The sequence below is a fragment of the Pseudomonas sp. FP1740 genome, assembly GCF_030687165.1.
GTDB lineage: Bacteria > Pseudomonadota > Gammaproteobacteria > Pseudomonadales > Pseudomonadaceae > Aquipseudomonas.
This window is the reverse complement of sequence record NZ_CP117461.1, coordinates 1,967,584-1,991,594: the sequence shown is the minus strand read 5'-3', so window position 1 is coordinate 1,991,594 and position 24,011 is coordinate 1,967,584. Positions and strand designations below refer to the sequence as shown.

Annotated in this window: 26 protein-coding genes; 21 read left to right on the top strand and 5 right to left on the bottom strand. The window is 59.8% G+C overall.

Going from position 1 to position 24,011, the window contains the following annotated elements:
• Nucleotides 1–32: 32 nt before the first annotated feature.
• Nucleotides 33–824: a hypothetical protein gene (locus PSH69_RS08865; protein ID WP_019648220.1), complete on the top strand. Its 792-nt coding sequence runs from the start codon at nt 33–35 to the stop codon at nt 822–824.
• Between the two features lie 57 nt (nt 825–881).
• On the opposite strand, the gene prmB is transcribed toward PSH69_RS08865, so the two are convergent.
• The gene (gene prmB / locus PSH69_RS08860) at nt 882–1,790 is read right to left on the bottom strand and encodes a 50S ribosomal protein L3 N(5)-glutamine methyltransferase (RefSeq protein WP_018925197.1); all 909 of its coding nucleotides are present in this window, start codon (nt 1,788–1,790) and stop codon (nt 882–884) included.
• Nucleotides 1,791–2,028: 238 nt separating this feature from the next.
• Here prmB and PSH69_RS08855 point away from each other — a divergent pair, with 238 nt between their 5' ends.
• The 5 genes from PSH69_RS08855 (at nt 2,029) to PSH69_RS08835 (ending at nt 4,811) form a co-directional block, all read left to right on the top strand.
• Nucleotides 2,029–2,619 carry a cysteine hydrolase family protein gene (locus tag PSH69_RS08855; RefSeq protein ID WP_007940817.1) on the top strand — a complete coding sequence of 197 codons (591 nt, stop codon included), beginning with the start codon at nt 2,029–2,031 and terminating at the stop codon, nt 2,617–2,619.
• Between the two features lie 131 nt (nt 2,620–2,750).
• Nucleotides 2,751–3,071 (top strand): hypothetical protein, encoded by a 321-nt coding sequence (locus tag PSH69_RS08850; protein WP_019579704.1) that lies wholly within the window; start codon nt 2,751–2,753, stop codon nt 3,069–3,071.
• An 87-nt stretch (nt 3,072–3,158) separates the two neighbouring features.
• Entirely contained in the window at nt 3,159–3,716 is a 558-nt protein-coding gene (locus tag PSH69_RS08845; protein ID WP_183683957.1) for a Smr/MutS family protein, read from the top strand.
• Nucleotides 3,717–3,793: 77 nt separating this feature from the next.
• On the top strand, nt 3,794–4,339 hold the full coding sequence (gene folE, locus PSH69_RS08840; RefSeq protein ID WP_007940820.1) for a GTP cyclohydrolase I FolE: 546 nt from the start codon (nt 3,794–3,796) through the stop codon (nt 4,337–4,339).
• A 100-nt stretch (nt 4,340–4,439) separates the two neighbouring features.
• Nucleotides 4,440–4,811 carry a glutathione S-transferase N-terminal domain-containing protein gene (locus PSH69_RS08835; RefSeq protein ID WP_018925194.1) on the top strand — a complete coding sequence of 124 codons (372 nt, stop codon included), beginning with the start codon at nt 4,440–4,442 and terminating at the stop codon, nt 4,809–4,811.
• Nucleotides 4,812–4,913: 102 nt separating this feature from the next.
• Here PSH69_RS08835 and PSH69_RS08830 read toward each other — a convergent pair whose 3' ends face one another.
• Nucleotides 4,914–6,080 (bottom strand): PLP-dependent aminotransferase family protein, encoded by a 1,167-nt coding sequence (locus PSH69_RS08830; protein ID WP_305411688.1) that lies wholly within the window; start codon nt 6,078–6,080, stop codon nt 4,914–4,916.
• An 82-nt stretch (nt 6,081–6,162) separates the two neighbouring features.
• Here PSH69_RS08830 and PSH69_RS08825 point away from each other — a divergent pair, with 82 nt between their 5' ends.
• The 3 genes from PSH69_RS08825 (at nt 6,163) to PSH69_RS08815 (ending at nt 8,994) form a co-directional block, all read left to right on the top strand.
• Nucleotides 6,163–6,609 (top strand): MarR family winged helix-turn-helix transcriptional regulator, encoded by a 447-nt coding sequence (locus tag PSH69_RS08825; RefSeq protein WP_305411687.1) that lies wholly within the window; start codon nt 6,163–6,165, stop codon nt 6,607–6,609.
• A 336-nt stretch (nt 6,610–6,945) separates the two neighbouring features.
• A complete protein-coding gene (locus PSH69_RS08820) occupies nt 6,946–8,295 on the top strand; it encodes an NCS2 family permease (RefSeq protein WP_204125032.1) in 1,350 nt (449 codons plus the stop codon).
• A gap of 72 nt (nt 8,296–8,367) precedes the next feature.
• Entirely contained in the window at nt 8,368–8,994 is a 627-nt protein-coding gene (locus PSH69_RS08815) for a LysE family translocator (protein ID WP_019579700.1), read from the top strand.
• 190 nt (nt 8,995–9,184) lie between these two features.
• On the opposite strand, the gene uraH is transcribed toward PSH69_RS08815, so the two are convergent.
• Entirely contained in the window at nt 9,185–9,538 is a 354-nt protein-coding gene (gene uraH / locus PSH69_RS08810; protein WP_007940831.1) for a hydroxyisourate hydrolase, read from the bottom strand.
• Nucleotides 9,539–9,973: 435 nt separating this feature from the next.
• Between uraH and puuE the strand changes: the two genes are divergently transcribed.
• From puuE to PSH69_RS08775, 7 genes are all read left to right on the top strand, one after another.
• Nucleotides 9,974–10,900, top strand: a complete 927-nt coding sequence (gene puuE, locus PSH69_RS08805; protein WP_007940832.1) for an allantoinase PuuE — start codon at nt 9,974–9,976, stop codon at nt 10,898–10,900.
• Nucleotides 10,897–11,412, top strand: coding sequence for a 2-oxo-4-hydroxy-4-carboxy-5-ureidoimidazoline decarboxylase (gene uraD / locus PSH69_RS08800; RefSeq protein ID WP_305411686.1), 516 nt, complete (start codon nt 10,897–10,899; stop codon nt 11,410–11,412). The genes puuE and uraD overlap by 4 nt, the downstream gene beginning before the upstream one ends.
• An 89-nt stretch (nt 11,413–11,501) precedes the next feature.
• Nucleotides 11,502–12,497: an allantoicase gene (gene alc, locus PSH69_RS08795; protein ID WP_305411685.1), complete on the top strand. Its 996-nt coding sequence runs from the start codon at nt 11,502–11,504 to the stop codon at nt 12,495–12,497.
• Between the two features lie 138 nt (nt 12,498–12,635).
• Nucleotides 12,636–13,139, top strand: coding sequence for an ureidoglycolate lyase (locus tag PSH69_RS08790; protein WP_018925187.1), 504 nt, complete (start codon nt 12,636–12,638; stop codon nt 13,137–13,139).
• A 51-nt stretch (nt 13,140–13,190) separates the two neighbouring features.
• Nucleotides 13,191–14,492, top strand: coding sequence for a urate hydroxylase PuuD (locus PSH69_RS08785; protein ID WP_111454644.1), 1,302 nt, complete (start codon nt 13,191–13,193; stop codon nt 14,490–14,492).
• Between the two features lie 228 nt (nt 14,493–14,720).
• Complete coding sequence (locus PSH69_RS08780; RefSeq protein WP_305411684.1) at nt 14,721–16,079, top strand: nucleobase:cation symporter-2 family protein; 1,359 nt, start codon at nt 14,721–14,723, stop codon at nt 16,077–16,079.
• 482 nt (nt 16,080–16,561) lie between these two features.
• Complete coding sequence (locus tag PSH69_RS08775; RefSeq protein WP_019648211.1) at nt 16,562–17,347, top strand: outer membrane protein OmpK; 786 nt, start codon at nt 16,562–16,564, stop codon at nt 17,345–17,347.
• A 51-nt stretch (nt 17,348–17,398) separates the two neighbouring features.
• On the opposite strand, the gene PSH69_RS08770 is transcribed toward PSH69_RS08775, so the two are convergent.
• Both PSH69_RS08770 and PSH69_RS08765 read right to left on the bottom strand, forming a co-directional pair.
• Nucleotides 17,399–18,571, bottom strand: coding sequence for a patatin-like phospholipase family protein (locus PSH69_RS08770; RefSeq protein WP_305411683.1), 1,173 nt, complete (start codon nt 18,569–18,571; stop codon nt 17,399–17,401).
• 35 nt (nt 18,572–18,606) lie between these two features.
• Complete coding sequence (locus PSH69_RS08765) at nt 18,607–19,539, bottom strand: lipid A biosynthesis lauroyl acyltransferase (RefSeq protein WP_305411682.1); 933 nt, start codon at nt 19,537–19,539, stop codon at nt 18,607–18,609.
• Between the two features lie 118 nt (nt 19,540–19,657).
• Here PSH69_RS08765 and minC point away from each other — a divergent pair, with 118 nt between their 5' ends.
• The 5 genes from minC (at nt 19,658) to PSH69_RS08740 (ending at nt 23,922) form a co-directional block, all read left to right on the top strand.
• Nucleotides 19,658–20,395, top strand: coding sequence for a septum site-determining protein MinC (minC, locus tag PSH69_RS08760; RefSeq protein WP_026331736.1), 738 nt, complete (start codon nt 19,658–19,660; stop codon nt 20,393–20,395).
• A 201-nt stretch (nt 20,396–20,596) separates the two neighbouring features.
• Nucleotides 20,597–21,409 carry a septum site-determining protein MinD gene (gene minD / locus PSH69_RS08755; protein ID WP_007940844.1) on the top strand — a complete coding sequence of 271 codons (813 nt, stop codon included), beginning with the start codon at nt 20,597–20,599 and terminating at the stop codon, nt 21,407–21,409.
• Nucleotides 21,409–21,663, top strand: a complete 255-nt coding sequence (gene minE, locus PSH69_RS08750) for a cell division topological specificity factor MinE (RefSeq protein ID WP_007940845.1) — start codon at nt 21,409–21,411, stop codon at nt 21,661–21,663. The genes minD and minE overlap by 1 nt, the downstream gene beginning before the upstream one ends.
• 91 nt (nt 21,664–21,754) lie before the next feature.
• Nucleotides 21,755–22,390 (top strand): RluA family pseudouridine synthase, encoded by a 636-nt coding sequence (locus tag PSH69_RS08745; RefSeq protein ID WP_018925180.1) that lies wholly within the window; start codon nt 21,755–21,757, stop codon nt 22,388–22,390.
• Between the two features lie 242 nt (nt 22,391–22,632).
• Nucleotides 22,633–23,922, top strand: a complete 1,290-nt coding sequence (locus tag PSH69_RS08740; protein ID WP_018925179.1) for a M18 family aminopeptidase — start codon at nt 22,633–22,635, stop codon at nt 23,920–23,922.
• Nucleotides 23,923–24,011: the final 89 nt, after the last annotated feature.

Sequence of the window (24,011 nt, the reverse complement as noted above, 5' to 3'; positions counted from 1 at the left end):
CGGCAACAGAGCTTGGACAGGATCTCGCCGTTATGACTGATACCCAGACTTCACCCGACTCCACCGCTGAAAAAGACACACCGCCAGCGGTCGAGCTGCCGTGGGCGGACGTCCACGTCGAGCACCACAAAATGCTCCGCCTGGCGCCGTTGCAAACCGACCGTAACACCGGCGGCCGACCGCTGCGCTTTGTCGAATTCGGTTACGCCGAGCGCAACAGCAAGGAGCACAGCCTGCTGCGCATGGCCATCAAGCTGCCAGGCCAACGGGTACGCAAAGAACAGAATCATCTGGATGTGTGGGTCGATCACGCCGCCAAACGCGTGCATTTCGCTCCGGATAGCGGCTTGCAGATAGAGCCGATGAACCGTGGCATCGGGCGCTATATGGCGGCTCAAGGCATCACTTGGGCGAAGAAACGATGGCCCGCCTACACCGTCGACGGCACCGACCTGAACAACAAGGACGCGTTGAACGAAGACACGCGCCTGCGCCGCGACCACTTTCTGCGGGTGCACGGTTTTGACGTGGCCTACGCCGATGCCCAGCATTTGAAGGGCAGCGTCAAAGAGGTGCAGATCGGTGATTTGCTGGGCGACTGGAACAGCGAAAAGCTGCAACAGGTGGAAATCCTCGAAGCCGCGCAGATGCTCCAGCAAGCCGAGCAGAACCTGGCGGAACAGGAAGTCAAACTGAAGAAACACGAAGAAAAGGTCAGCAAGTACAAGCGTGAAGACGCTGGACTGCGTTTTACCATTACCTGTCTGGTGGCGTTTGCGGTGTTTCAGGCGGGGTTGTTGATCTGGATTGCCACGCATCGGTAATCAACATCAAACCCAATTGTGGCGAGGGAGCTTGCTCCCTCACCACAAGATTCGGGGTCAGATGCGAGAAGCGAACAGCGCCTGATGATCGCGGCACTGCTCGGCGGTCAGCATGAACACCCCATGCCCACCGCGCTCGAACTCCAGCCAGGCGAAATCGACTTCCGGGTACAACGCCTCGACGTGAACCTGGCTGTTACCCACCTCGACGATCAACAACCCCTTCTCGGTCAGATGATCCGCCGCTTCGGCAAGCATGCGGCGCACCAGGTTCAAACCATCGTCGCCACAGGCCAGGCCCAGCTCCGGTTCATGCTGGTATTCGTCCGGCATGTCGGCGAAATCTTCCGCATCGACGTAAGGCGGGTTCGATACGATCAGGTCGAAACGTTGCCCCGGCAAGCCATCGAAACCATCGCCCTGAACGGTAAATACGCGCTCGTCGACCCCGTGACGCTCGATGTTCTGGTTAGCCACTTCCAGGGCTTCGAATGACAGGTCGGCCAGCACCACTTCGGCGTTCTGGAACTCATAGGCACAGGCGATACCGATGCAACCGGAACCGGTGCACAAGTCGAGAATGCGCGCAGGTTCGGCACCCAGCCACGGCTCGAAACGTTTTTCAATCAGCTCGCCAATCGGCGAACGCGGGATCAGCACGCGTTCGTCGACAATGAACGACAAGCCGCAGAACCAGGCTTCGCCCAGCAGGTAAGCGGTCGGAATGCGTTCTTCGATGCGGCGCTTGAGCAAGCGTTGCAGATTGACCAGCTCATCGTCCTCCAGACGGCAGTCCAGATAGCTGTCGGCGATTTCCCACGGCAAGTGCAGCGCACCCAATACCAGTTGACGGGCTTCGTCCCAGGCGTTGTCGGTCCCATGGCCGAAAAACAGATCCTCCCCATGGAAGCGGCTGACGGCCCAACGGATATGGTCACGCAGGGTACGAAGTCGGGAAGTGATCACGGGGTAAACTCCAGAAAAAACGACTGACGATTCTAACAGCCAAAAGGCGCCGCGACGACGCAGGAAAAACACCGGATCAGATGTAGGACCCTTCTATTTTTCCAGCCAGCTATTGAACAGAACGAGTATCTTGACAAGGCTGCGAGCCAGCAACGGCGGTGCCTGCGATGGAAGCGATTCACAGAAGCGCTCAGCCAGAGGACAATGCCGCAAAAGCCCCACCCGAAGGAGCCCCAGAATGTCCGTTCCAAAAACGATGTTTCAACTCAGCGGCCGTGGTTACGCAGCGGCCAATCTGGGTCATGCGACCCTAGTCATCATCGATGCCCAGAAAGAATACCTCAGTGGTCCGCTGGCCCTGAGCGGCATGGATGCTGCCGTCGCGAACATCAAACACCTGCTGGCCGCTGCCCGTGCAGCCGGTCGGCCAATCGTGCATGTGCGTCACCTCGGCACTGTCGGTGGGCTGTTCGATCCCCAGGGCGAACGCGGTGAGTTCATCCCGGGCCTGGAGCCACAGGGCGACGAAACCGTCATCGGCAAATTGCTGCCAAGCGCGTTTCACGGCACCGAACTGTACGATCGCCTGCAACAACTGGGCTCGCTCGACCTGATCGTTTGCGGTTTCATGAGTCACTCCAGCGTCAGCACCACCGTGCGTGCGGCGAAGAACCTGGGCTTTCGCTGCACCCTGGTGGAAGACGCCTGCGCGACGCGGGATTTGCCTTGCAAGGGCGGGATCCTCAGCGCCGAACACGTTCAGCAGACCGAAATGGCGATCATGGCGGACAACTTCGCCACCCTCGCCCTGACCCGCGATCTGATCTGATCGACCGTCGATGAGCGGCCTATACCGCCGCTCATCCGCAAAAGCCTCTCATTTGCCGTAATTGCCCTAGCCTCAGGAACATCCCGGTCAACTCCCGGTCGAAGGGCCGATACCCATTGAGGAAGGTCGGAATGAAGTTATCCGATGGTTTTGATGCACGCCGCTTGCGGCCCAAGGGCCAACGCAATTGGCGATTTCGCTTCGGCGCAGCGTTCGCTGCCCTGCTGGCGATGTGCGGTGTATTGCTGGCGATGGCCGGCGCGGCCAGCCTGCTGGGGCGGCCACCGGCGTTGGGCGAGTTGAATGCCAGCCCGCTGGGCTCGTCGATCATTTTGGCGGTGGGCGTGTTCGTGCTGTACCTCGGCGTGTTGCTATGGCGCCGCTGCCGTCGCCGTTCGCGCCAGTCGCGAGAGCTGAACATCGCCCCGCACCTGATGAAAAAACACGACTGAATCAAAGGCCCGGCGTTTTGACGGGCCTCAATTGTTATGGATAGCGCTCCGACTTGGGTAAACTGCCCCCCCTTCGCGGAGGCTGACATGCAAGACGACGATTTTTCCCTGTTCAAAAGCGCGATCCAAGGCGTCAAGCCGATCAAGCACGATCGCGCCGAAACCGGCAAACCCAAGGCCGACCGCGCGCAAATCGCCAAGCTGCGCCAGGCCGCCACCGTGCGCACCGATGCGACCACCGTTGACGGGCTGTCCGATCAGTTTGTGATTGATGTCGGCCCGGAAGACGAGCTGATGTGGGCGCGTGACGGTGTTCAGGAAAGCCAGATGCGCAAGCTCAAGATCGGACAGATTCCGTTCGAAGGCAGCCTCGACTTGCATGGCATGAACGTGGAAAAGGCCCGTGAAACCCTCTGGGCGTTTCTGGCCGAAGCAACCAGATTCGAAATCCGCTGCGTACGCGTCACCCACGGCAAAGCCGTGCGTCTGGACGGCAAGCGGCCGATGATCAAGAGTCACGTCAACACCTGGCTACGTCAGCATCCACAGGTGCTCGGCTTCACCTCGTGCCAGCCGAAACACGGCGGCGCTGGAGCGGTTTACGTGATGCTTAAACGAACCATGATGGAAGGTCGCGACGAGTAAAGCTGTCGCTTCACGCTTGCAGCGCCGTGTTTGCCACCGTACCCTTGCCCTTTGCGTTAAATCCCACAGGTAGTTTCATGTCCCTGGAACAGAATTACACCGAGATTCTCGGCCAATTGGGCGAGGATGCCTCCCGCGAGGGCCTGCTCGACACGCCAAAACGTGCCGCCAAAGCCATGCAGTACCTCTGCCGCGGTTATGAACAGACGCTGGAAGAGGTCACCAACGGTGCCTTGTTCAGCTCCGACAACAGCGAGATGGTGCTGGTCAAGGACATCGAGCTCTACTCGTTGTGCGAGCATCACCTGCTGCCGTTCATCGGCAAGGCGCACGTTGCCTATATTCCGAGCGGCAAGGTACTGGGACTGTCGAAAGTCGCGCGGATCGTCGATATGTACGCCCGCCGCCTGCAGATCCAGGAAAACCTCAGCCGCCAGATCGCCGATGCGGTCCAGCAAGTCACCGGCGCCCTGGGCGTGGCGGTGGTGATCGAGGCCAAGCACATGTGCATGATGATGCGCGGTGTGGAGAAACAGAATTCGACGATGATCACCTCGGTGATGCTCGGTGAGTTCCGCGAAAACGCCGCCACCCGCAGCGAGTTTCTCAGCCTGATCAAGTAATTCGCAGCACGAAGAAAACCGGCACTGATCGCCGGTTTTTTTTGCCTGCGAAAAATCAGGTAAGCTGCGCGCCTTCTGTTTGCCCTGAGAGACTTATACCGTGTTCGTCAAAGCGCTTCGTGTCGGCCTCGGCCAACTGATCATCTTCATCGATTTCATCACCCGTCCAGGTAAGAAGCAGCGCCCCGCCGCCGCTCAGGCCCAAGTCGAAGCGGCCGCCAAGGACCTGACGCTGTATCAGTTCCACGCCTGCCCGTTCTGCGTGAAAACCCGTCGTACCCTGCGTCGCCTGAACGTTCCGGTGGCCTTGCGCGATGCCAAGAACAACGAACAGGATCGCCAGGCCCTGCTGGAGCAAGGCGGCAAAATCAAGGTGCCGTGCCTGCGCATCGAAGAGAATGGCCAGACCACCTGGATGTATGAGTCCAAGGTGATCATTGATTATCTGGATAAGCGGTTTGCTGCGGTCTGACGCTTCTGTGGTGCCGGTATAAACACCGCAAAACCCGAACAAAAATAAACCGGCCGATTGGCCGGTTTATTCGTTTCTACCCCCCCTCTCCCACCAACAGCCTCAGGCTGCTTGCGCCGCCTGGGCCTGACGCACCACCGCTGCCAATCGCTTGAGCCCTTCGTCCAGCCGTGCCGGGTCAATGTGGCTGAAATTCAGCCGCAGATGGCCGGGGTTGTTATCCGGCTCAGGGAAAAACGGTTCGCCCGGCATGAACGCCACATCTGCTGCCAGCGCCGCTTTGAGCAGCGTGCGGGTATCCAGCGGCTGCTTGAGCGTCAGCCAGAAAAACAGCCCACCCTGCGGCACGTTCCAATCCGCCAGATCGGAAAAATGCCTTTCCAGTGCCAACTGGAACGCATCCCGACGAACCCGGTAGAAGTCCCGCAACTCACTTAGATGCTGCTGGTATTTTTCAGTACCGATCCATTGCAGCGCTTGCCACTGCCCGATGCGGTTGGTGTGCAGATCGGCCGATTGCTTGAGCCGCAGCAAATGCGGGAACAGGTCCGGACTGGCAATCAAATAACCAACCCGCAGGCCCGGCAGCAGGGTTTTCGACACGGTGCCGGTGTAGATCCAACTGGCCTTGGTCAAGCGGCTGACGATCGGTGTGGCGCTGCCGCCATCGAAGGTCAGTTCGCGATAGGGTTCGTCTTCGATCAGGGTCACGCCGAATTCGTCGAGCAACGCTGCCACCGCATCGCGCTTGGCTTCGCTGTAGCGCACCGCCGACGGATTCTGAAACGTCGGGATCAAGTAGATGAACGCTGGCTTGTGATGTTCCAGACGGCTGCGCAGTTGCGCCAGGTTCGGGCCATCTGCTTCCAGTGGGACAGTGATGCAATCGGCGCCAAACAGCTGAAAAATCTGCAACGCCGCCAGGTAGGTCGGCGCTTCAAGCAGGATTTCGGTGCCTTTGTCGATGTGAAGCTTGGCCGCCAGATCGAGGGTTTGTTGCGAACCGCTGACCACCAATACCTGACTCGCCTCACACGGCACGCCCAACGCCCGGGCTTCGGCCGCCAACGCTTCACGCAGTGCCGGCTCGCCTTCGCTCATCCCGTATTGGCCCATGGACAGCGGCATCTGCGCCCACTCGACTTTCGGCAGCATGGCTTCGGCCGGCAAACCGCCGGCGAACGACATCACTTCCGGGCGCTGGGCGGCGGCAAGGATTTCACGGATCAAGGAACTTTTAAGGCGCGAGACACGTTCGGAAAAAGCCATGGGGGTCACCGGTAGCGAGGCCTGAGGAAAATGAGTCAAACTGATTGACCGAAATTACGACAGACCGAGCGGATACGTCAACATGCTTGACCTTAAAAACCCCACCACCCAGCAACAAGCCATGGAAGCGTTTTTCTTCGGCTATCAGGCCTTCACCGCCAAGGCTGATGAAATGCTCGAGCGGCGCGGCTTGAGCCGGGTGCATCAGCGCATTGTGTTTTTCATCGCGCGTTATCCGAACCTGAGTGTCAAGGAGTTGCTGGCGTTGCTCGGCGTGACCAAGCAGGCGCTGAACATTCCGCTGCGGCAGTTGGTGGAAATGCATTTGGTGAACAGCGTCGCGTCCCAGACCGACAAGCGTAAGCGGCTGCTGGAACTGACCGTGGAAGGCGCGCGGTTCGAGCAGTCGTTGCGGCGCGAGCAGGTGAAATTGCTCGAGCGGGTGTTTACCGAGGCTGGGGAGACGGCGGTGAATGGGTGGTTGGCGGTGAATCTAGCGTTGGGGAAAACCCAAGCGCTCGCAGACTGAGCCTTAACCGATCGTTCCCGCGCTCTGCGTGGGAATGCCGCCAGGGACGCTCCGCGTTCCGCTCCGGATGTGACGCAGAGCGTCACGGGATGCATTCCCACGCAAAGCGTGGGAACGATCATCTACCACACCTCCTGGCGATATATCCCTATTGCCAAACTTTTCGTCTACAAAATCAAAAACATTATTTGCTTTATTTGTATACAAAAGCATAATTCGCTTCGTGCGAGTTCCTGACCATCAGGTCAACAAATTCGCAAGCACCTCAAAGGGTCGCTGCCACCCTCATGGGTCCGGCCCTGGAAATAACAATAAAACTCTTGAGGAGTACTCGCTGTGGAAAGCCGCAAATCCGAAGCCTCGACGCTGGAACTCTCGCCGCCGTTACGCAATGGCTGGCTGGAGCGCATCTTCAAACTCAGCTTGCACGGCACCACGGTGAAGACCGAGCTGATCGCCGGTCTGACAACCTTCATCACCATGGCCTACATCATCTTCGTCAACCCCAACATCATGGCCGACGCCGGGATCGATCACGGTGCCGCGTTCGTGGCCACCTGCATCGCCGCCGCGCTGGGTTGCCTGTTGATGGGCCTGTACGCCAACTGGCCGGTGGGCCTGGCGCCGGGCATGGGGCTGAACGCGTTCTTCACCTACACCGTGGTCGGCACTATGGGCTACAACTGGGAAACCGCTCTCGGCGCGGTGTTCGTGTCCGGTGTGTTGTTCATGTTCCTGACCTTTTCCCGGATTCGTGAATGGCTGCTCAATAGCATTCCGGTGAGCCTGCGCTTTGCCATGGGCGCGGGTGTGGGCCTGTTTCTGGGGCTGATCGGCCTGAAAACCTCGGGCATCGTCGTCGATAGCCCGGCCACTCTGATCAAGCTCGGCTCCCTGCGCGAGCCCGGCCCGCTGCTGGCTGCCATCTGCTTCCTGATGATCGCCGTACTCAGCTACCACAAAGTGTTCGGCGCGATCCTCATCAGCATCATCACCGTGACCCTGGCCGGCTGGGGCCTGGGCCTGGTGCACTACGAGGGCATCATGTCGGCCCCGCCGAGCCTGGCACCGACCTGGATGGCCATGAACATCGCCGGCGTGTTCAACGTCAGCATGATCAGTGTGGTGCTGGCCTTCCTCTTCGTGCACATGTTCGACACCGCCGGCACCTTGATGGGCGTCGCCCAGCGCGCCAACCTGGTGAACGCTGACGGTCGGATCGAAAACCTGTCCCGTGCCATGAAAGCCGACAGCGCCTCCAGCGTTTTCGGGGCGGTAGTGGGTGTTCCGCCGGTCACCAGTTATGTGGAAAGTGCCGCTGGCGTAGCGGCGGGTGGTCGGACTGGTCTTACCGCCGTGACCGTAGGTGTGCTATTTATTGCCGCAATGTTTTTCGCACCGCTGGCTGGCATGATCCCCGCTTATGCAACCGCTGGTGCGCTGATTTATGTAGCGATGCTGATGATGGGCGGCATGGCGCACATCGAATGGGACGAAGCGACCGACAGCATTCCGGCGATCGTCACCGCGATCATGATGCCCCTGACCTTCTCGGTCGCCGACGGCATCGCGCTGGGCTTTATCACTTACGTGGCGCTGAAGGCCGGCACCGGTAAGTACAAGGAAATTTCGGTGAGCCTGTGGGTGCTCTGCGCGATCTTCATCGCCAAGTTCATCTTCTTGTAAGCGTCACGCGGTACGCGTTTCAAACCAGCCTCACCCCGTCGGGTGGGGCTTTTGTACATAGGGAGGAAAGTGATGAGTCTGGAAACCTGGCTGCTGTTCAGCGGCGCTGCGCTGGTGGTGATCCTGATACCGGGGCCACTGTCTTTGCTGATGATCAGCAACAGTCTGAATTACGGTTTGCGCCGCTCTTACCCGGCGTTTCTCGGAGGCGTGTTTGCCTCGATCTGCCTGCTCAGCGCTTCGGCGCTCGGCTTGGGCGCATTGCTGCTGGCGTCGGAACAGCTGTTCAGCGCCCTGAAAATCGTCGGCGCGCTGTACCTGTTCTACCTCGCTTGGCAGAGCTGGCAGCAATCACGCCAACCCTCTCAGGGCGCCGAAGTGCCCCAGGCTGCGCCGGTGCCACGCTTTCGTGCACTGTTCGGGCGCGCGTTCATGCTCGGCGCCAGCAACCCGAAAGACATTTTGTTCTTTGCCGCGTTCCTGCCGCAGTTTTTGAGTGCCGAACAACCGTTCCTGCCGCAGTTGCTGGTGATGATTGCCACCTGGACCGTGCTGGATCTGCTGTGCAAGCTGGCTTATGGGCTGGGGGCTCATGGCGCGGCGCGGTATCTGCGCAGTGGCAAGGGGCAGAGCTGGTTTAACCGGGTCAGTGCCGGGTTGTTCAGCGGGGCTGGTGCGGCGTCATTGTTGAGCCGTTAAGGGCAAAAGATCGCAGCCTCGTTGCACTCGACAGCTCCTACAGGGGGAATGCGTTTCCATGTAGGAGCTGCCGAAGGCTGCGATCTTTTGACTTTCCACCAGGCGAAAAAAAGCCCGCAGTGTGAGCGGGCGAAAGACCAAAGAAGCTATATGCGCAGTCGCTTCCAGGTTGAGGCAGCTGCTTGGGGGATCAGCTGCCGCGATACGTGGAATAGCTATATGGCGAAATCAGCAAAGGCACATGGTAGTGATCCTGTTCGGCAGAGATGCCGAACCGCAGCACCACCACGTCGAGGAACGCAGGTTCAGGCAACTGAACGCCACGGGCGCGGTAGTAATCGCCCGCATGAAATTGCAGCTGATAGACCCCGGTACGGTAGTCATCGCCTTGCAGCAACGGCGCATCGACCCGGCCGTCGCTGTTGGTGAGCGCCGTGGCGACCAGCTCCAGCTGCGAGCCTTCGACGCGGTACAGCTCGACCTTGATCGAACTGCCCGGGCAACCGTGTGCAGCGTCCAAAACGTGTGTAGTCAAACGTCCCATTGATTCTGCGCGCCTGCCTGCGTGGAGCAGTCAGACCTCGCGCCTCCCGAAGTCAGGTGAAAAGGAGACCGCACCGTTCCGGAGCACGAAAAGTTGCGGCGAGCGACTGATTAAGACATTTTTCAAAAAAATTGTACACAATAAAAACGACATTTTTACTGCCACCAACGGCATTCATGGTTTGCAGGCGAATCTTGCGCCAAACCATAAAATCAATGGACCTTCCATCCATTAGCTGACCAGTCAGGCAGGTTTCTTGCAGTACCCTCCAATGAGAGCAGTCAGTGAAAAATGCAAAAAATCAGGCTTACAAAGTGAATATAAAGTTGTATACAATCACTCCATCGCTGTGACGCCAGCCTGCCCTCTCATCGCCAGGCCGCCACACACACCCTGACTTTGAACAAGTCGACACGAACAAGAAGGAAGACTGCAGTGAGCGCTGACTACCCACGCGACCTGATCGGTTACGGCAGTAACCCTCCTCACCCACACTGGCCGGGCAATGCCCGCATCGCCCTGTCCTTCGTGCTCAACTACGAGGAAGGTGGCGAGCGCAATATCCTTCACGGCGATAAAGAGTCCGAAGCCTTCCTCTCGGAAATGGTCTCGGCGCAGCCGCTGCAAGGCGAGCGCAACATGAGCATGGAATCCCTTTACGAGTATGGCAGCCGTGCCGGCGTCTGGCGGATTCTGAAACTGTTCAAGGAATTCGACATCCCGCTGACCATCTTCGCCGTGGCCATGGCCGCCCAGCGTCACCCGGACGTGATCCGCGCGATGGTCGAGGCCGGCCACGAGATCTGCAGCCACGGCTATCGCTGGATCGACTACCAGTACATGGACGAAGCGCAGGAACGCGAGCACATGCTCGAAGCGATCCGCATCCTCACCGAAATCACCGGCGAGCGCCCGCTGGGCTGGTACACCGGCCGCACCGGCCCGAACACCCGCCGGCTGGTGATGGAAGAAGGCGGTTTCCTCTACGACTGCGACACCTACGATGACGACCTGCCCTACTGGGAACCGAACAACCCGACCGGCAAGCCGCACCTGGTGATCCCGTACACCCTGGACACCAACGACATGCGTTTCACCCAGGTCCAGGGCTTCAACAAGGGCGACGACTTTTTCGAATACCTGAAGGACGCCTTCGACGTGCTGTATGCCGAAGGCGCCGAGGCACCGAAGATGTTGTCGATCGGCCTGCACTGCCGGCTGATCGGCCGCCCGGCGCGCCTGGCCTCGCTCAAGCGCTTTATCGAATACGCTAAAAGTCATGAACAGGTGTGGTTCAGCCGCCGCGTAGACATCGCTCGCCACTGGCAGCAAACCCATCCGTACCAAGGGGCTGCCAAATGAGCCACTTCCAGACACTGAAGCCCTCGAGCCTGAGCCGCGACGCGTTTGTCGCCGCCTTCGCCGACATCTACGAACACTCGCCATGGGTGGCCGAGAAGGCCTTCGACCTGGGCCAGGACGCTTCGATCGACCAGATCGAAACCCTGCACCAGCGCATGAGCGACATCCTGTTAAGCGCCGATCACGCCAGCCAACTGGCCCTGATCAACGCGCACCCGGACCTGGCCGGCAAAGCTGCCGTCCAGGGCCAACTGACCGAAGCCAGCACCAATGAACAGGCTGGCGCCGGTATTCACCAATGCACGGCCGAAGAGTTTGAGCGCTTCACCGAGCTGAACGACGCCTACAAGGCCAAGTTCAAGTTTCCCTTCATCATGGCGGTAAAAGGCAGCGACCGGCATCAGATCCTCGCGGCGTTCGAAACGCGCATTCACAATTCGGTCGACACCGAATTCAAATGCGCGCTGGCGCAGATCAACAAGATCGCGTTGTTCCGATTACTGACCCTATAGCGAGCTTTGCCCGAGTGTTTTCAAACGCAAACAGCACCCAGGGCACTGCAAGCATCCCAAGCCAACTTATTTAAAGGCAGACAAGAAGAATGAAAGCTTACGCCGTACCTTTCGAGAAGTTCGTCAACCTGGCCGACGCCCGTCTGGGCACCAAAATCATCTCGGTCACCGATGACTGGTTCGCAGACGCCAACCGTCTGTTCCAGCCGACCCCGGCCGTGTGGAAGGAGGGCGTGTTCGATGACAACGGCAAGTGGATGGACGGCTGGGAGTCGCGCCGCAAGCGCTTCGAAGGCTACGACAGCGCGGTGATCCGCCTGGGCGTACCGGGTTCGATCAAAGGCGTGGACATCGACACTTCATTCTTCACCGGCAACTACCCGCCATCGGCCTCCCTGGAAGCCTGCTTCCTGGCCTCGGGCGAGCCGGACGAAAACACCCGGTGGACTGAAGTGCTGTCGGCCGTCGAGCTGCAGGGCAACAGCCACCACTACCACGAAATCAATAACGACCAGGCGTTCAGCCACCTGCGCTTCAACATCTATCCGGATGGTGGCGTGGCCCGTCTGCGCGTGTATGGCATTCCGTTCCGCGACTGGTCGGCCGTTGGCGACAACGAACAAGTCGACCTGGCTGCTGCCCTGAACGGCGGTCGCGCCCTCGCCTGCTCCGACGAACACTTCGGCCGCATGAGCAATATCCTCAACCCGGGCCGTGGCATCAACATGGGCGATGGCTGGGAAACCGCACGTCGTCGTACCCCGGGCAATGACTGGGTGATCGTCGCGCTGGGCCATGCGGGTGAAGTCGAGAAAGTCATCGTCGACACCCTGCACTTCAAGGGCAACTACCCGGACAGCTGCTCGATCCAGGGCGCATTCGTGAAGGGCGGCACCGACAGCCAGATCGAAACCCAATCGCTGTTCTGGCGCGAACTGCTGCCAAGCCAGAAGCTGGAAATGCACGCCGAACACACCTTCGCCGAGCAGATCAAGGCGCTGGGCCCGATCACCCACATCCGCCTGAACGTATTCCCGGATGGTGGTGTGAGCCGCCTGCGCGTACTGGGCAAGGTCGCTAAATGACACCCGATCGTTCCCACGCTCTGCGTGGGAATGCATACCGTGACGCTCCGCGTCACAGTGGACGCGGAGCGTCCATGGCGGCGTTCCCACGCAGAGCGTGGGAACGATCAACACAGAATTTTGGATAAGAAGACCAGCATGCGCACATTGACGATTGAACCGCTGACCAAAGAAGCCTTCGCCCCTTTCGGTGACGTGATCGAAACCGACGGCAGCGATCACTTCATGATCAACAACGGTTCGACCATGCGCTTCCACAAACTGGCGACGGTGGAAACCGCCACGCCAGAGGACAAGGCGATCATCAGCATCTTCCGCGCCGACGCGCAGGACATGCCGCTGACCGTGCGCATGCTGGAGCGCCATCCGCTGGGCAGTCAGGCGTTCATTCCGCTGCTCGGCAACCCCTTTCTGATCGTGGTCGCGCCACTTGGCGATGCACCTGTATCAGGCTTGGTCCGCGCCTTCGTCACCAACGGCAGGCAGGGCATTAATTACCATCGCGGCGTCTGGCACCACCCGGTGCTGACGATCGAAAAGCGGGATGACTTCCTGGTGGTTGATCGCAGTGGCACAGGCAATAACTGCGATGAGCATTTTTTCCAAGAGGATGAGTGTTTGATCCTCGCCCCCCACCAATAAGAGAAGGTCTGATCACTCGACAACAAGGGTGACAGGCGAGAGGTAAAGACTGTGGAAGCACATCTGTTGGAATGGCTGAACCTGAGCGTGCGCTGGGTTCACATGATCACTGGCGTGGCCTGGATCGGCGCGTCGTTCTATTTCGTCTGGCTGGAAAACAACCTCAATCGGGTCAACCCGAAAAACGGGCTGGCGGGCGATTTGTGGGCGATCCATGGCGGCGGTATCTACCACCTGGAAAAATACAAACTGGCTCCACCGACCATGCCGGACAACCTGCACTGGTTCAAATGGGAAGCCTATTTCACCTGGCTGTCGGGAATCGCGCTGCTGTGCGTGGTGTTCTACTCCAACCCGACGTTGTACCTGCTGGCACCGGGCAGCACCCTGAGCGGCCCTGAAGGCGTGGCCATCGGCCTCGGCTCGTTGTTCATCGGCTGGTTCATCTACTCCTTCCTCTGCGACTCGGCCCTGGGAAAACGCCCTGCCCTGCTCGGCTTTATTCTGTTCGTGCTGATCATCGGCGCCGCCTACGGCTTCAGCAAAGTGTTCAGCGGTCGTGGTGCGTACCTGCACGTCGGCGCGATCATCGGCACTATCATGGTCGGCAACGTGTTCCGCATCATCATGCCGGCCCAGCGCGCCCTGGTGGCGGCGATCGCCGAAAACCGCACGCCCGATCCGGCGCTGCCGGCCAAAGGTTTGCTGCGTTCGCGGCACAACAACTACTTCACCTTGCCGGTGCTGTTCATCATGATCAGCAACCACTTCCCGAGCACGTACGGCAGCCAGTACAACTGGCTGATCCTGGCCGGGATCGCGGTGCTGGCGGTGTTGGTGCGTCACTACTTCAACACCCGTCACGACAGCCACAAATTCGCCTGGACCCTGCCCGTTGCGGCGGTCGGCATGATTTGCCTGGCCTACGTGACCGGCCCGGCACCGATGTCCAGCGCGCCTGAAGTGGCCAAGGCTCCTGGGACCATCGAGTACCAGCCGCTGCCGGAAACCGCCCTGGGCGGTGGTGCCAAACCTGAAGCGGCGAAACCTGATGCGCCTGCCGCTGCACCGGCCCAAGCCTCGAATCAGGGCCCGACGTTCGACAAGGTTCACAGCGTGATTCAGGAACGTTGCGCGGTCTGTCACTCGGCCAAGCCCACCAGCCCGCTGTTCAGTGCCGCACCGGCCGGCGTGATGTTCGACACGCCAGAACAGATCCGCCAAAACGCCGCTCGCATCCAGGCTCAAGCGGTCACCAGCCAGATCATGCCACTGGGCAACATCACCCAGATGACCCAGCAGGAACGTGACCTGATCGGCGCGTGGATTGTTCAGGGAGCGCCGACCAAGTAAGTAAAAACTTGATGGAGACAGGGCTTGTGTGGCGAGGGGGCTTGCCCCCGTTCGACCGCGAAGCGGTCGTAAAACCGGCGGATGCGGTCCTCTAGATAGAACGCGATTGCTGGGATTGGGGCTGCTTTGCAGCCCAACGGGGGCAAGCCCCCTCGCCACAGCAAGCTCCCTCGCCACAGGTCCCCCTGATACAAAAATCACAAGAATAAAAAAGATCCGAGGTGTTGCATGTCCGAGCTATCCGAAGCGCGCATCCCCGACGCACCCGCCATTGCCCGTTTACCCCTTGTGCAACTGATTCTGGTCGGTCTGCAACACGTTCTGCTGATGTACGGCGGCGCCATTGCAGTGCCGCTGATCATCGGGCAGGCCGCCGGCCTGAACCGTGAAGAAATCGCCTTCCTGATCAACGCCGACCTGCTGGTGGCCGGCATCGCCACCATCGTCCAGTCGCTGGGCATCGGCCCGATGGGCATTCGCATGCCGGTGATGATGGGCGCCAGTTTCGCCGCGGTCGGCAGCATGGTGGCCATGGCCGGGATGCCCGGCATCGGCCTGCAAGGGATCTTCGGCGCGACCATTGCCGCCGGTTTCTTCGGCATGCTCATCGCACCGTTCATGTCCAAGGTCGTGCGCTTCTTCCCGCCGCTGGTGACCGGCACTGTCATCACCTCGATCGGTTTATCGCTGTTCCCTGTAGCCGTGAACTGGGCCGGTGGCGGCGCTGGCGCGGCTCAATTCGGTTCACCTGTCTACCTGGCCATTGCTGCACTGGTGTTGGCCACCATTCTACTGGTCCACCGCTTCATGCGCGGATTCTGGGTCAACATCTCGGTGCTGATCGGCATGTGCCTGGGTTACGCGATTTGCGGCGTGATCGGCATGGTCGACCTCAGCGGCATGGACCAGGCGCCGTGGCTGCAAATCGTCACCCCGCTGCATTTCGGCATGCCGAAATTCGAGCTCGCACCGATTCTGTCGATGTGCCTGGTGGTGGTGATCATCTTCGTCGAGTCCACCGGGATGTTCCTCGCGCTGGGCAAAATCACCGGCCAGGACGTCACGCCGCGGATGCTGCGTCGTGGCTTGCTGTGCGATGCCGGTGCTTCGTTTTTCGCCGGCTTCTTCAACACCTTCACCCACTCCTCATTCGCTCAGAACATCGGCCTGGTACAAATGACCGGCGTACGTTGCCGCTCGGTGACCATCGTCGCCGGTGGCTTACTGATCGTGCTGAGCCTGCTGCCGAAAGCCGCGTTCCTGGTGGCGTCGATTCCGCCGGCGGTCTTGGGCGGTGCGGCAATCGCGATGTTCGGCATGGTCGCCGCCACCGGGATCAAGATTCTTCAAGAAGCCGACATCGGTGACCGGCGCAACCAGTTGCTGGTGGCGGTGAGCATCGGCATGGGGCTGATCCCGGTGGTGCGTCCGGAATTCTTCGCCCATCTGCCGATGTGGATGAGCCCGATCACCCACAGCGGCATCGCCATGGCCACGCTTAGCGCCCTGGCATTGAACCTGTTGTTCAACATCCTCGGCGGTCACGAACGCGCAGCCGTCAACGACTGCCACGCCCACACGCACTGACACAGTACAAAGCACACACCCTGTGGCGAGTTCCCACAGGGGTGGCTGCCTGCACCTCAAACAATAAAAACAAGAGGGAGCAACAGATGATTCGTACCCAGACAAGTCTGCCGTTCAGCAATGCCCCACATCTGTCGCCGGTGCTCTGTTGCGGGGCACTTGAGACCTGGCCAAGGAGTCAGTATTCTCCGCGGCCGCCCGAATCCGGTCTAAAAAAAAGCGCGGATTTAATTCCTGACCAGAAAGCCAACTTACCCCGACTCTGGACAGTACCAAGGCTTCCCGAAAAGACGCTCAATCGACTGTTTTAGAACAGCCGAACGGGCATTTTTTGGCTTTTTGAAAGCCTTGGCTCAGCTCTTGCTAACAGCACCAAAGCTGACCGAATGGATGATTTTTTACAGCAGCAAGAAAAGGCGCCACACCAGAGCGCCGACCTTAGAAAAATAACGTGGAACCACCTACTTTTTGGGAGCAACCGAATGAAACGTACGTGCACCAGCCTGATGCTCGCGGGATCCTTGCTGGCCGGGGGCCAGGCCATGGCCGGCGACTTGCTGCAATGGCAGAACAACAGCCTGACCTACCTCTATGGCAAGGACTTCCAGGTCAACCCGCGCATTCAGCAAACCGTCACTTTCGAGCACGCCGATGCATGGAAATACGGCGACAACTTCGTGTTCGTCGACAAGATTTTCTACAACGGCAAGGACGACCCCGGCGTCGGTTCGAACACCTACTACGGCGAAATCAGCCCACGCTTGTCGTTTGGCAAGATCTTCGACCAGAAACTGGAGTTCGGTCCGGTCAAGGACGTGCTGCTGGCCATGACGTACGAGTTCGGTGAAGGCGATACCGAGTCTTACCTGATCGGTCCTGGTTTCGACCTGGCGATTCCTGGCTTCGACTACTTCCAGCTGAACTTCTACCAGCGTCACACCGAAGGCAGCCGCCCGGGTGACAACGTCTGGCAGATCACCCCGGTCTGGTCCTACACCATTCCGGTGGGCGATTCGAACATCCTGATCGATGGCTTCATGGACTGGGTGGTCGACAACGACCAGAACAGCAAAGGCACCTACCACGCCAACCTGCACTTCAACCCGCAGATCAAATACGACTTGGGCAAAGCGCTGAACATTGGCGAGAAGCAGTTGTATGTGGGTGTCGAGTACGACTATTGGTCGGACAAGTACGGGATCAGGGACAGCCAGTACTTCAAGACCGATCAGAGCAACACGAGCTTGCTGGTGAAGTTCCACTTCTGATCGTAAAAGCTTCGCGGGCAAGGCTTGCCCGCGATTGCCACACCACAAACCTCAAGCCGGAACCGCAGGCTCCACCAACCCCAGAAACCGGCACAGGTCATCGCGCTTGGCCAACGCATCGCGCCGCCCCAGGTCAATCAATTCGCTGCAATACCCCGCCTCGAACAGCAGATAACTCAGCACCCCGGCCCCGCTGGTCTTGGTCGCCCCCGGCCCGCGCAAAAACAGGCGCAAGGCTGCCGGCAGTTCCTGGCGATGCCGCGCGGCAATTTCATCGATCGGCTGACTCGGTGAAATCACCAACACATCCACCGGCGCCGCCCCCAATGCACGACTCGAGATGCCGTCGGGCAGCAGATGGCTGAACTGGTTCAGACGCTGCAACAACTCGATGTCACTTTCCAGGCTGTCAATGAACGTACTGTTGAGCAGGTGCCCACCGACTTGCGCCAGGGTCGGCTGCTGACCGGTGTAGGCACGTTGCAGCGGCTGTTGCGGATCGATACCGCGCGGGTTGCCGCTGACGCCCACCACCAGCACGCGACTGGCGCCCAGATGCAGGGCCGGGCTGATCGGTGCTGATTGACGCACCGCGCCATCGCCGAAATATTCTTCGCCGATTTTTACCGGTGCGAATAGCAATGGAATCGCGGAACTGGCGAGCAGATGGTCGACAGTCAGTTGGGTCGGCACGCCGACTCGCCGATGGCGCAACCAGGATTCGATGGTGCCGCCGCCCTGATAAAACGTGACGGCCTGGCCGGACTCGTAGCCGAACGCTGTAACCGCTACGGCCCGCAATTGCTTTTGCGCAATCGCTTCGGCGATCCCGGGCATGTGGAGTTTGTGATTGAGCAAGCGGCGCAGCGGCGAACTGTTAAGCAGGGCCACCGGCACCGGCGAGCCAATGCCCATCAGGTTGTGACTGACAAAACGGGTGGCCTGATGAATCACCCCCGGCCAATCGCTGCGTAATACCAGATGGCTGCGAAAACCTTGCCAGAAGGCTGTCAGACGCTCAATCGCGCCACGAAAATCCATCGCCCCACTGGCCAGGCTGACCGCATTGATCGCACCGGCCGAGGTGCCGACGATCACCGGAAACGGATTCGCCGCCCCCATCGGCAGCAGCTCGGCAATCGCCGCCAGCACGCCCACTTGATAGGCCGCGCGAGCCCCACCGCCGGAAAGAATCAACCCTGTAACCGGTTCAGCAGGACTCATTGCAACACTCCATGGTGCTTAAAGGGATCGGTGACTCAACCGCGTTTGGCGTACAGTTTCGGCTCGCCCGGTGGGCGGCTCTTGAAGCGGCGATGCGCCCAGAGATATTGCTCCGGACATTCGCGCAACGCACCTTCCACCCATTGGTTGATCCGAATGCAATCGGCCTCTTCCGTCTCGCCGGGAAAGCCTTCGAGCGGGGCATGAATCACCAGTCGATAACCGCTGCCGTCAGCCAGGCGCTCCTGGGTGAACGGCACCACCTGCGCCTTGCCCAAGCGTGCGAATTTGCTGGTGGCGGTGACAGTTGCCGCCTGAATCCCGAACAGCGGCACGAAGATACTTTGCTTGGCGCCGTAGTCCTGATCCGGTGCGTACCAGATCGCTCTCCCTGCGCGCAGCAGTTTGAGCATGCCACGCACGTCGTCGCGCTCCACCGCCAGCGAGTCGAGGTTATGCCGCTCGCGGCCTTGGCGCTGGATGAAGTCGAACAGCGGATTCTTGTGTTCGCGATACATGCCATCAATGGTGTGTTGCTGACCGAGCAACGCTGCACCGATCTCCAGCGTGGTGAAGTGCACAGCCATCAGAATCACGCCCTTGCCTTGCGCCTGAGCCTGTTTCAAATGCTCCAGGCCTTCGACATGGGCCAGTTTCGCCAGACGCTTGCGCGACCACCACCAGCTCATGGCCATCTCGAAGAAGGCGATGCCGGTGGACGCGAAGTTTTCCTTGAGCAGGCGTTCGCGCTCGGCAGCGGATTTTTCAGGGAAACACAGCTCAAGATTGCGCTTGGCAATGCGCCGTCGGTCGCCGGCCACTCGGTACATCAATGCGCCCAGGGCGCGACCGATCGCCAGTAACGCCGGATACGGCAACTGCACAATCAGCCACAACAGCCCCAGGCCACACCACAGCGGCCAGAAACGCGGAGAAAGAAATGCTGTTCGAAATCGCGGGCGTTCCATTAAAGGTTCCGGAAAGTTAATGGCCGCGCATTCTACATCGTTCGACCCGGCTTGCGGCCTGCGGGCGTTCTCGTTATAAGTCTCGGCACTTTTAGTGACAAGCCGTTGTATGCCGACCATGAGCCAAACCGAACCGCTAGACCAAGATCCCGTGTTCCAGTTGAAGGGCAGCATGCTGGCCATTACGGTGCTGGAACTGGCCCGTAACGACCTCGAGAACCTTGATCGGCAACTGGCCGCCAAGGTCGCCCAGGCGCCCAACTTCTTCAGTAATGCGCCGCTGGTACTGGCCCTGGACAAACTCCCGGCCAGCGAAGGCTCGGTCGACCTGCCGGGATTGATGCGCATCTGCCGCCAGCATGGCCTGCGCACCCTGGCGATCCGTGCCAGTCGCATCGAAGACATCGCAGCGGCCATTGCGGTCGATCTGCCAGTGCTGCCGCCGTCCGGCGCGCGGGAACGCCCGCTCGACCCGCTCGAAGGCGTCGTAGCGAAAAAACCGGAAAAACCACCGGAGCCGACCATCAAACCGACAAAAATCATCACGTCGCCAGTACGGGGTGGCCAGCAGATTTATGCCCAGGGCAGCGATCTGGTGGTGATTTCGTCGGTCAGCCCGGGGGCGGAACTTCTCGCCGACGGGAACATCCATGTATACGGCGCGATGCGCGGCCGTGTGCTGGCCGGCGTCAAAGGTGATACGAAAGCCAGGATTTTCTGTCAGCAAATGACCGCTGAACTGGTCTCCATCGCCGGTCACTACAAGGTTTCCGAGGACCTGCGCCGCGATCCATTGTGGGGCGCCGGAGTACAAGTCAGCCTGTCGGGTGACGTGTTGAACATCATTCGGCTTTAACGGATACTGCCGCATTTTCCAAGCATCTCTAAAACGTAGCGAAAACGGCTCAAACGAAGTAGGAAAAAGGCTAAAAGCAGTGTTTACCGGGGGTAGATACCGCTCAAAACCGGATTCCAGCCAAGGCTGTCCGACTGCAGTAGTTTTTCAAGAGATGTTTTTCAGGGGCTAAACGTCCTTTTTCCTTAGGGGTAAAACACCTTGGCCAAGATTCTCGTGGTTACATCCGGCAAGGGTGGTGTGGGTAAGACCACCACCAGCGCCGCTATCGGTACCGGCCTCGCTCTGCGTGGTCACAAAACAGTTATCGTCGACTTCGACGTCGGCTTGCGTAACCTCGACCTGATCATGGGTTGCGAGCGCCGCGTGGTGTATGACTTCGTCAACGTGGTGAACGGCGAAGCCAACCTGCAACAGGCCCTGATCAAAGACAAGCGCCTGGAAAACCTCTACGTGCTGGCCGCCAGTCAGACCCGCGACAAAGACGCGCTGACCCAGGAAGGCGTAGAAAAAGTCCTGATGCAGTTGAAAGAAGACTTCGAATTCGTGGTCTGCGACTCCCCGGCCGGTATCGAGAAAGGTGCCCACCTGGCCATGTACTTCGCTGACGAAGCGATCGTCGTGACCAACCCGGAAGTCTCCTCCGTACGTGACTCGGACCGCATGCTGGGCCTGTTGGCCAGCAAGTCCCGTCGCGCCGAAAACGGCGAAGACCCGATCAAGGAACACCTGCTGCTGACCCGTTACAACCCTACGCGCGTCGTCAACGGCGAAATGCTCGGCGTCGAAGACGTCAAGGAAATCCTCGCGGTGACCCTGCTGGGCGTGATTCCGGAATCGCAAGCCGTCCTCAAGGCCTCCAACCAGGGCGTGCCGGTGATTCTCGACGACCAGAGCGACGCCGGCCAGGCGTACAGCGATGCCGTCGATCGTCTGTTGGGCAAGACCGTGGACCATCGTTTCCTCGATGTCGAGAAGAAGGGATTCTTCGAGCGACTTTTTGGAGGTAGGTAATGAACCTTTTTGACTTCTTTCGTGCCAACAAAAAGCCCAGTACCGCCTCGGTAGCGAAAGAGCGTCTACAGATCATCGTGGCGCATGAACGCGGCCAACGCAGTACGCCGGACTACTTGCCAGCCTTGCAGAAGGAACTGGTGGAAGTGATCCGCAAGTACGTCAATATAGGGTCCGATGACGTGCACGTCGCTCTGGAAAACCAGGGCAGCTGCTCGATTCTGGAACTCAATATCACCCTGCCCGATCGCTGAGTCGATCCGGCGGGAGCCACGGCGGCTCAGGGCCCTTCCATGACTGGAGGGGGCCTGAGTCGCCGTTGGCGTTTGTTACGAGGCTGTTTTAATGCCGTTGTCCAACATCCGCATCATCTATCAGGACGCCGCCGTACTGGTGGTGGATAAACCGACCCTGTTGCTCTCCGTCCCCGGACGGGCCGATGACAACAAGGACTGCCTGATTACGCGCCTGCAAGAAAACGGCTACCCGGAAGCGCGAATTGTCCATCGGCTGGACTGGGAAACCTCCGGCATCATTCTGCTGGCCCGTGATCCGGACACTCATCGCGAGCTGTCTCGGCAATTTCACGACCGCGAAACCGAAAAGGCCTACACCGCCCTGTGCTGGGGACAACCGGAACTGGACAGTGGCAGCATCGACTTGCCCCTGCGCTACGATCCGCCGACCAAGCCACGGCATGTGGTGGACCACGAATTCGGCAAGCACGCCCTGACCTTCTGGCGTGTACTGGAGCGTTGTGGCGACTGGTGCCGCGTCGAGCTGACGCCAATCACCGGCCGTTCTCACCAGTTGCGCGTGCACATGCTCTCCATCGGCCACCCGCTGCTGGGTGACGGGCTCTACGCCCATCCGCAAGCCCTGGCTGCCTGGCCACGCCTGTGCCTGCACGCGAGCATGCTGAGCTTCACTCATCCGCAAAGCGGCGAACGCCTGCGCTTCGAGTGCCCGGCACCGTTCTAACGGTGGTGCCCAGGCTTCGGTGTCGAGGGAGCTGTTGTGGCGAGGGGGCTTGCCCCCGTTGGAGTGCGAAGCGCTCCCAAACCCAGTGACCGTAGTTTGTCGGGCACACCGCGCAAGCAGGATTTGCGGCTGCTTCGCAGCCGAACGGGGGGCAAGCCCTCTCGCCACAACAGCAGTCCTTCACCGCCGCACTTTGCGCTTTCAATACGTTAAACTGGCGCCACTGCTGTCTGGAGCTTCTTATGCGCGAAGAGTTGAACCAAGGCCTGATCGACTTCCTCAAGGCCTCCCCTACCCCGTTCCATGCCACCGCAAGCCTTGTCCAGCGCCTGGAAGCGGCCGGTTTTGTGCGCCTCGACGAGCGCGAGCCCTGGACCACCGAAGCCAATGGCCGTTACTACGTCACCCGTAACGACTCTTCGATCGTCGCCTTCAAAATGGGCCGTCATTCGCCCCTGCACGGCGGCATTCGCCTGGTCGGCGCGCACACCGACAGCCCGTGCCTGCGGGTCAAACCCCAGCCGGAACTGCAACGCCAGGGCTTCTGGCAATTGGGCGTCGAAGTCTACGGCGGTGCACTGTTGGCGCCATGGTTCGACCGCGATCTGTCGTTGGCCGGCCGCGTGACCTTCCGCCGCGACGGCAAGGTCGAGAGCCAGTTGATCGACTTCAAGGCCCCCGTTGCAATCATTCCGAACCTGGCGATTCACCTCAACCGTGAAGCCAACATGGGCTGGGCGATCAATGCCCAGACCGAACTGCCGCCGATTCTCGCGCAATTCGCCGGTGACGAGCGCGTGGACTTCCGCGCCGTGCTCACCGATCAGCTGGCCCGCGAACATGGCCTGAATGCCGACGTGGTGCTCGATTACGAGCTGAGCTTCTACGACACCCAAAGCGCTGCGGTCATTGGCCTGCATGGCGATTTCATCGCGGGCGCTCGCCTGGACAACCTGTTGTCGTGCTACGCCGGCCTGCAAGCATTGCTGACGACCGAAACCGACGAAACCTGCGTGCTGGTCTGCAACGATCACGAAGAAGTCGGTTCCTGCTCGGCCTGTGGCGCCGACGGTCCGATGCTTGAGCAAACCCTGCGTCGCCTGTTGCCCGAAGGGGATGAGTTCGTACGGACCATTCAGAAATCCCTGCTGGTCTCGGCCGACAACGCCCACGGCGTACACCCGAACTACGCCGACAAGCACGACGCCAACCACGGCCCGAAACTCAACGCCGGCCCGGTAATCAAGGTCAACAGCAACCAGCGCTACGCCACCAACAGCGAAACCGCCGGGTTCTTCCGTCATTTGTGCATGGCCGAAGAAGTACCGGTGCAAAGCTTCGTGGTGCGCAGCGACATGGGCTGCGGCTCGACCATCGGCCCGATCACCGCCAGCCACCTGGGCGTGCGCACCGTGGACATCGGCCTGCCGACGTTCGCCATGCACTCGATCCGCGAGTTGTGCGGTAGCCATGACCTGGCACACCTGGTCAAAGTGCTGAGCGCGTTTTACGCCTGCCGCGAATTGCCATAACCCTTGTGATTAAAAGGCAACTTTTGTGGCGAAGGAGCAAGCTCCCTCGCCACAATGATCTTGCGATCCATTCCTGCCACACATCACCA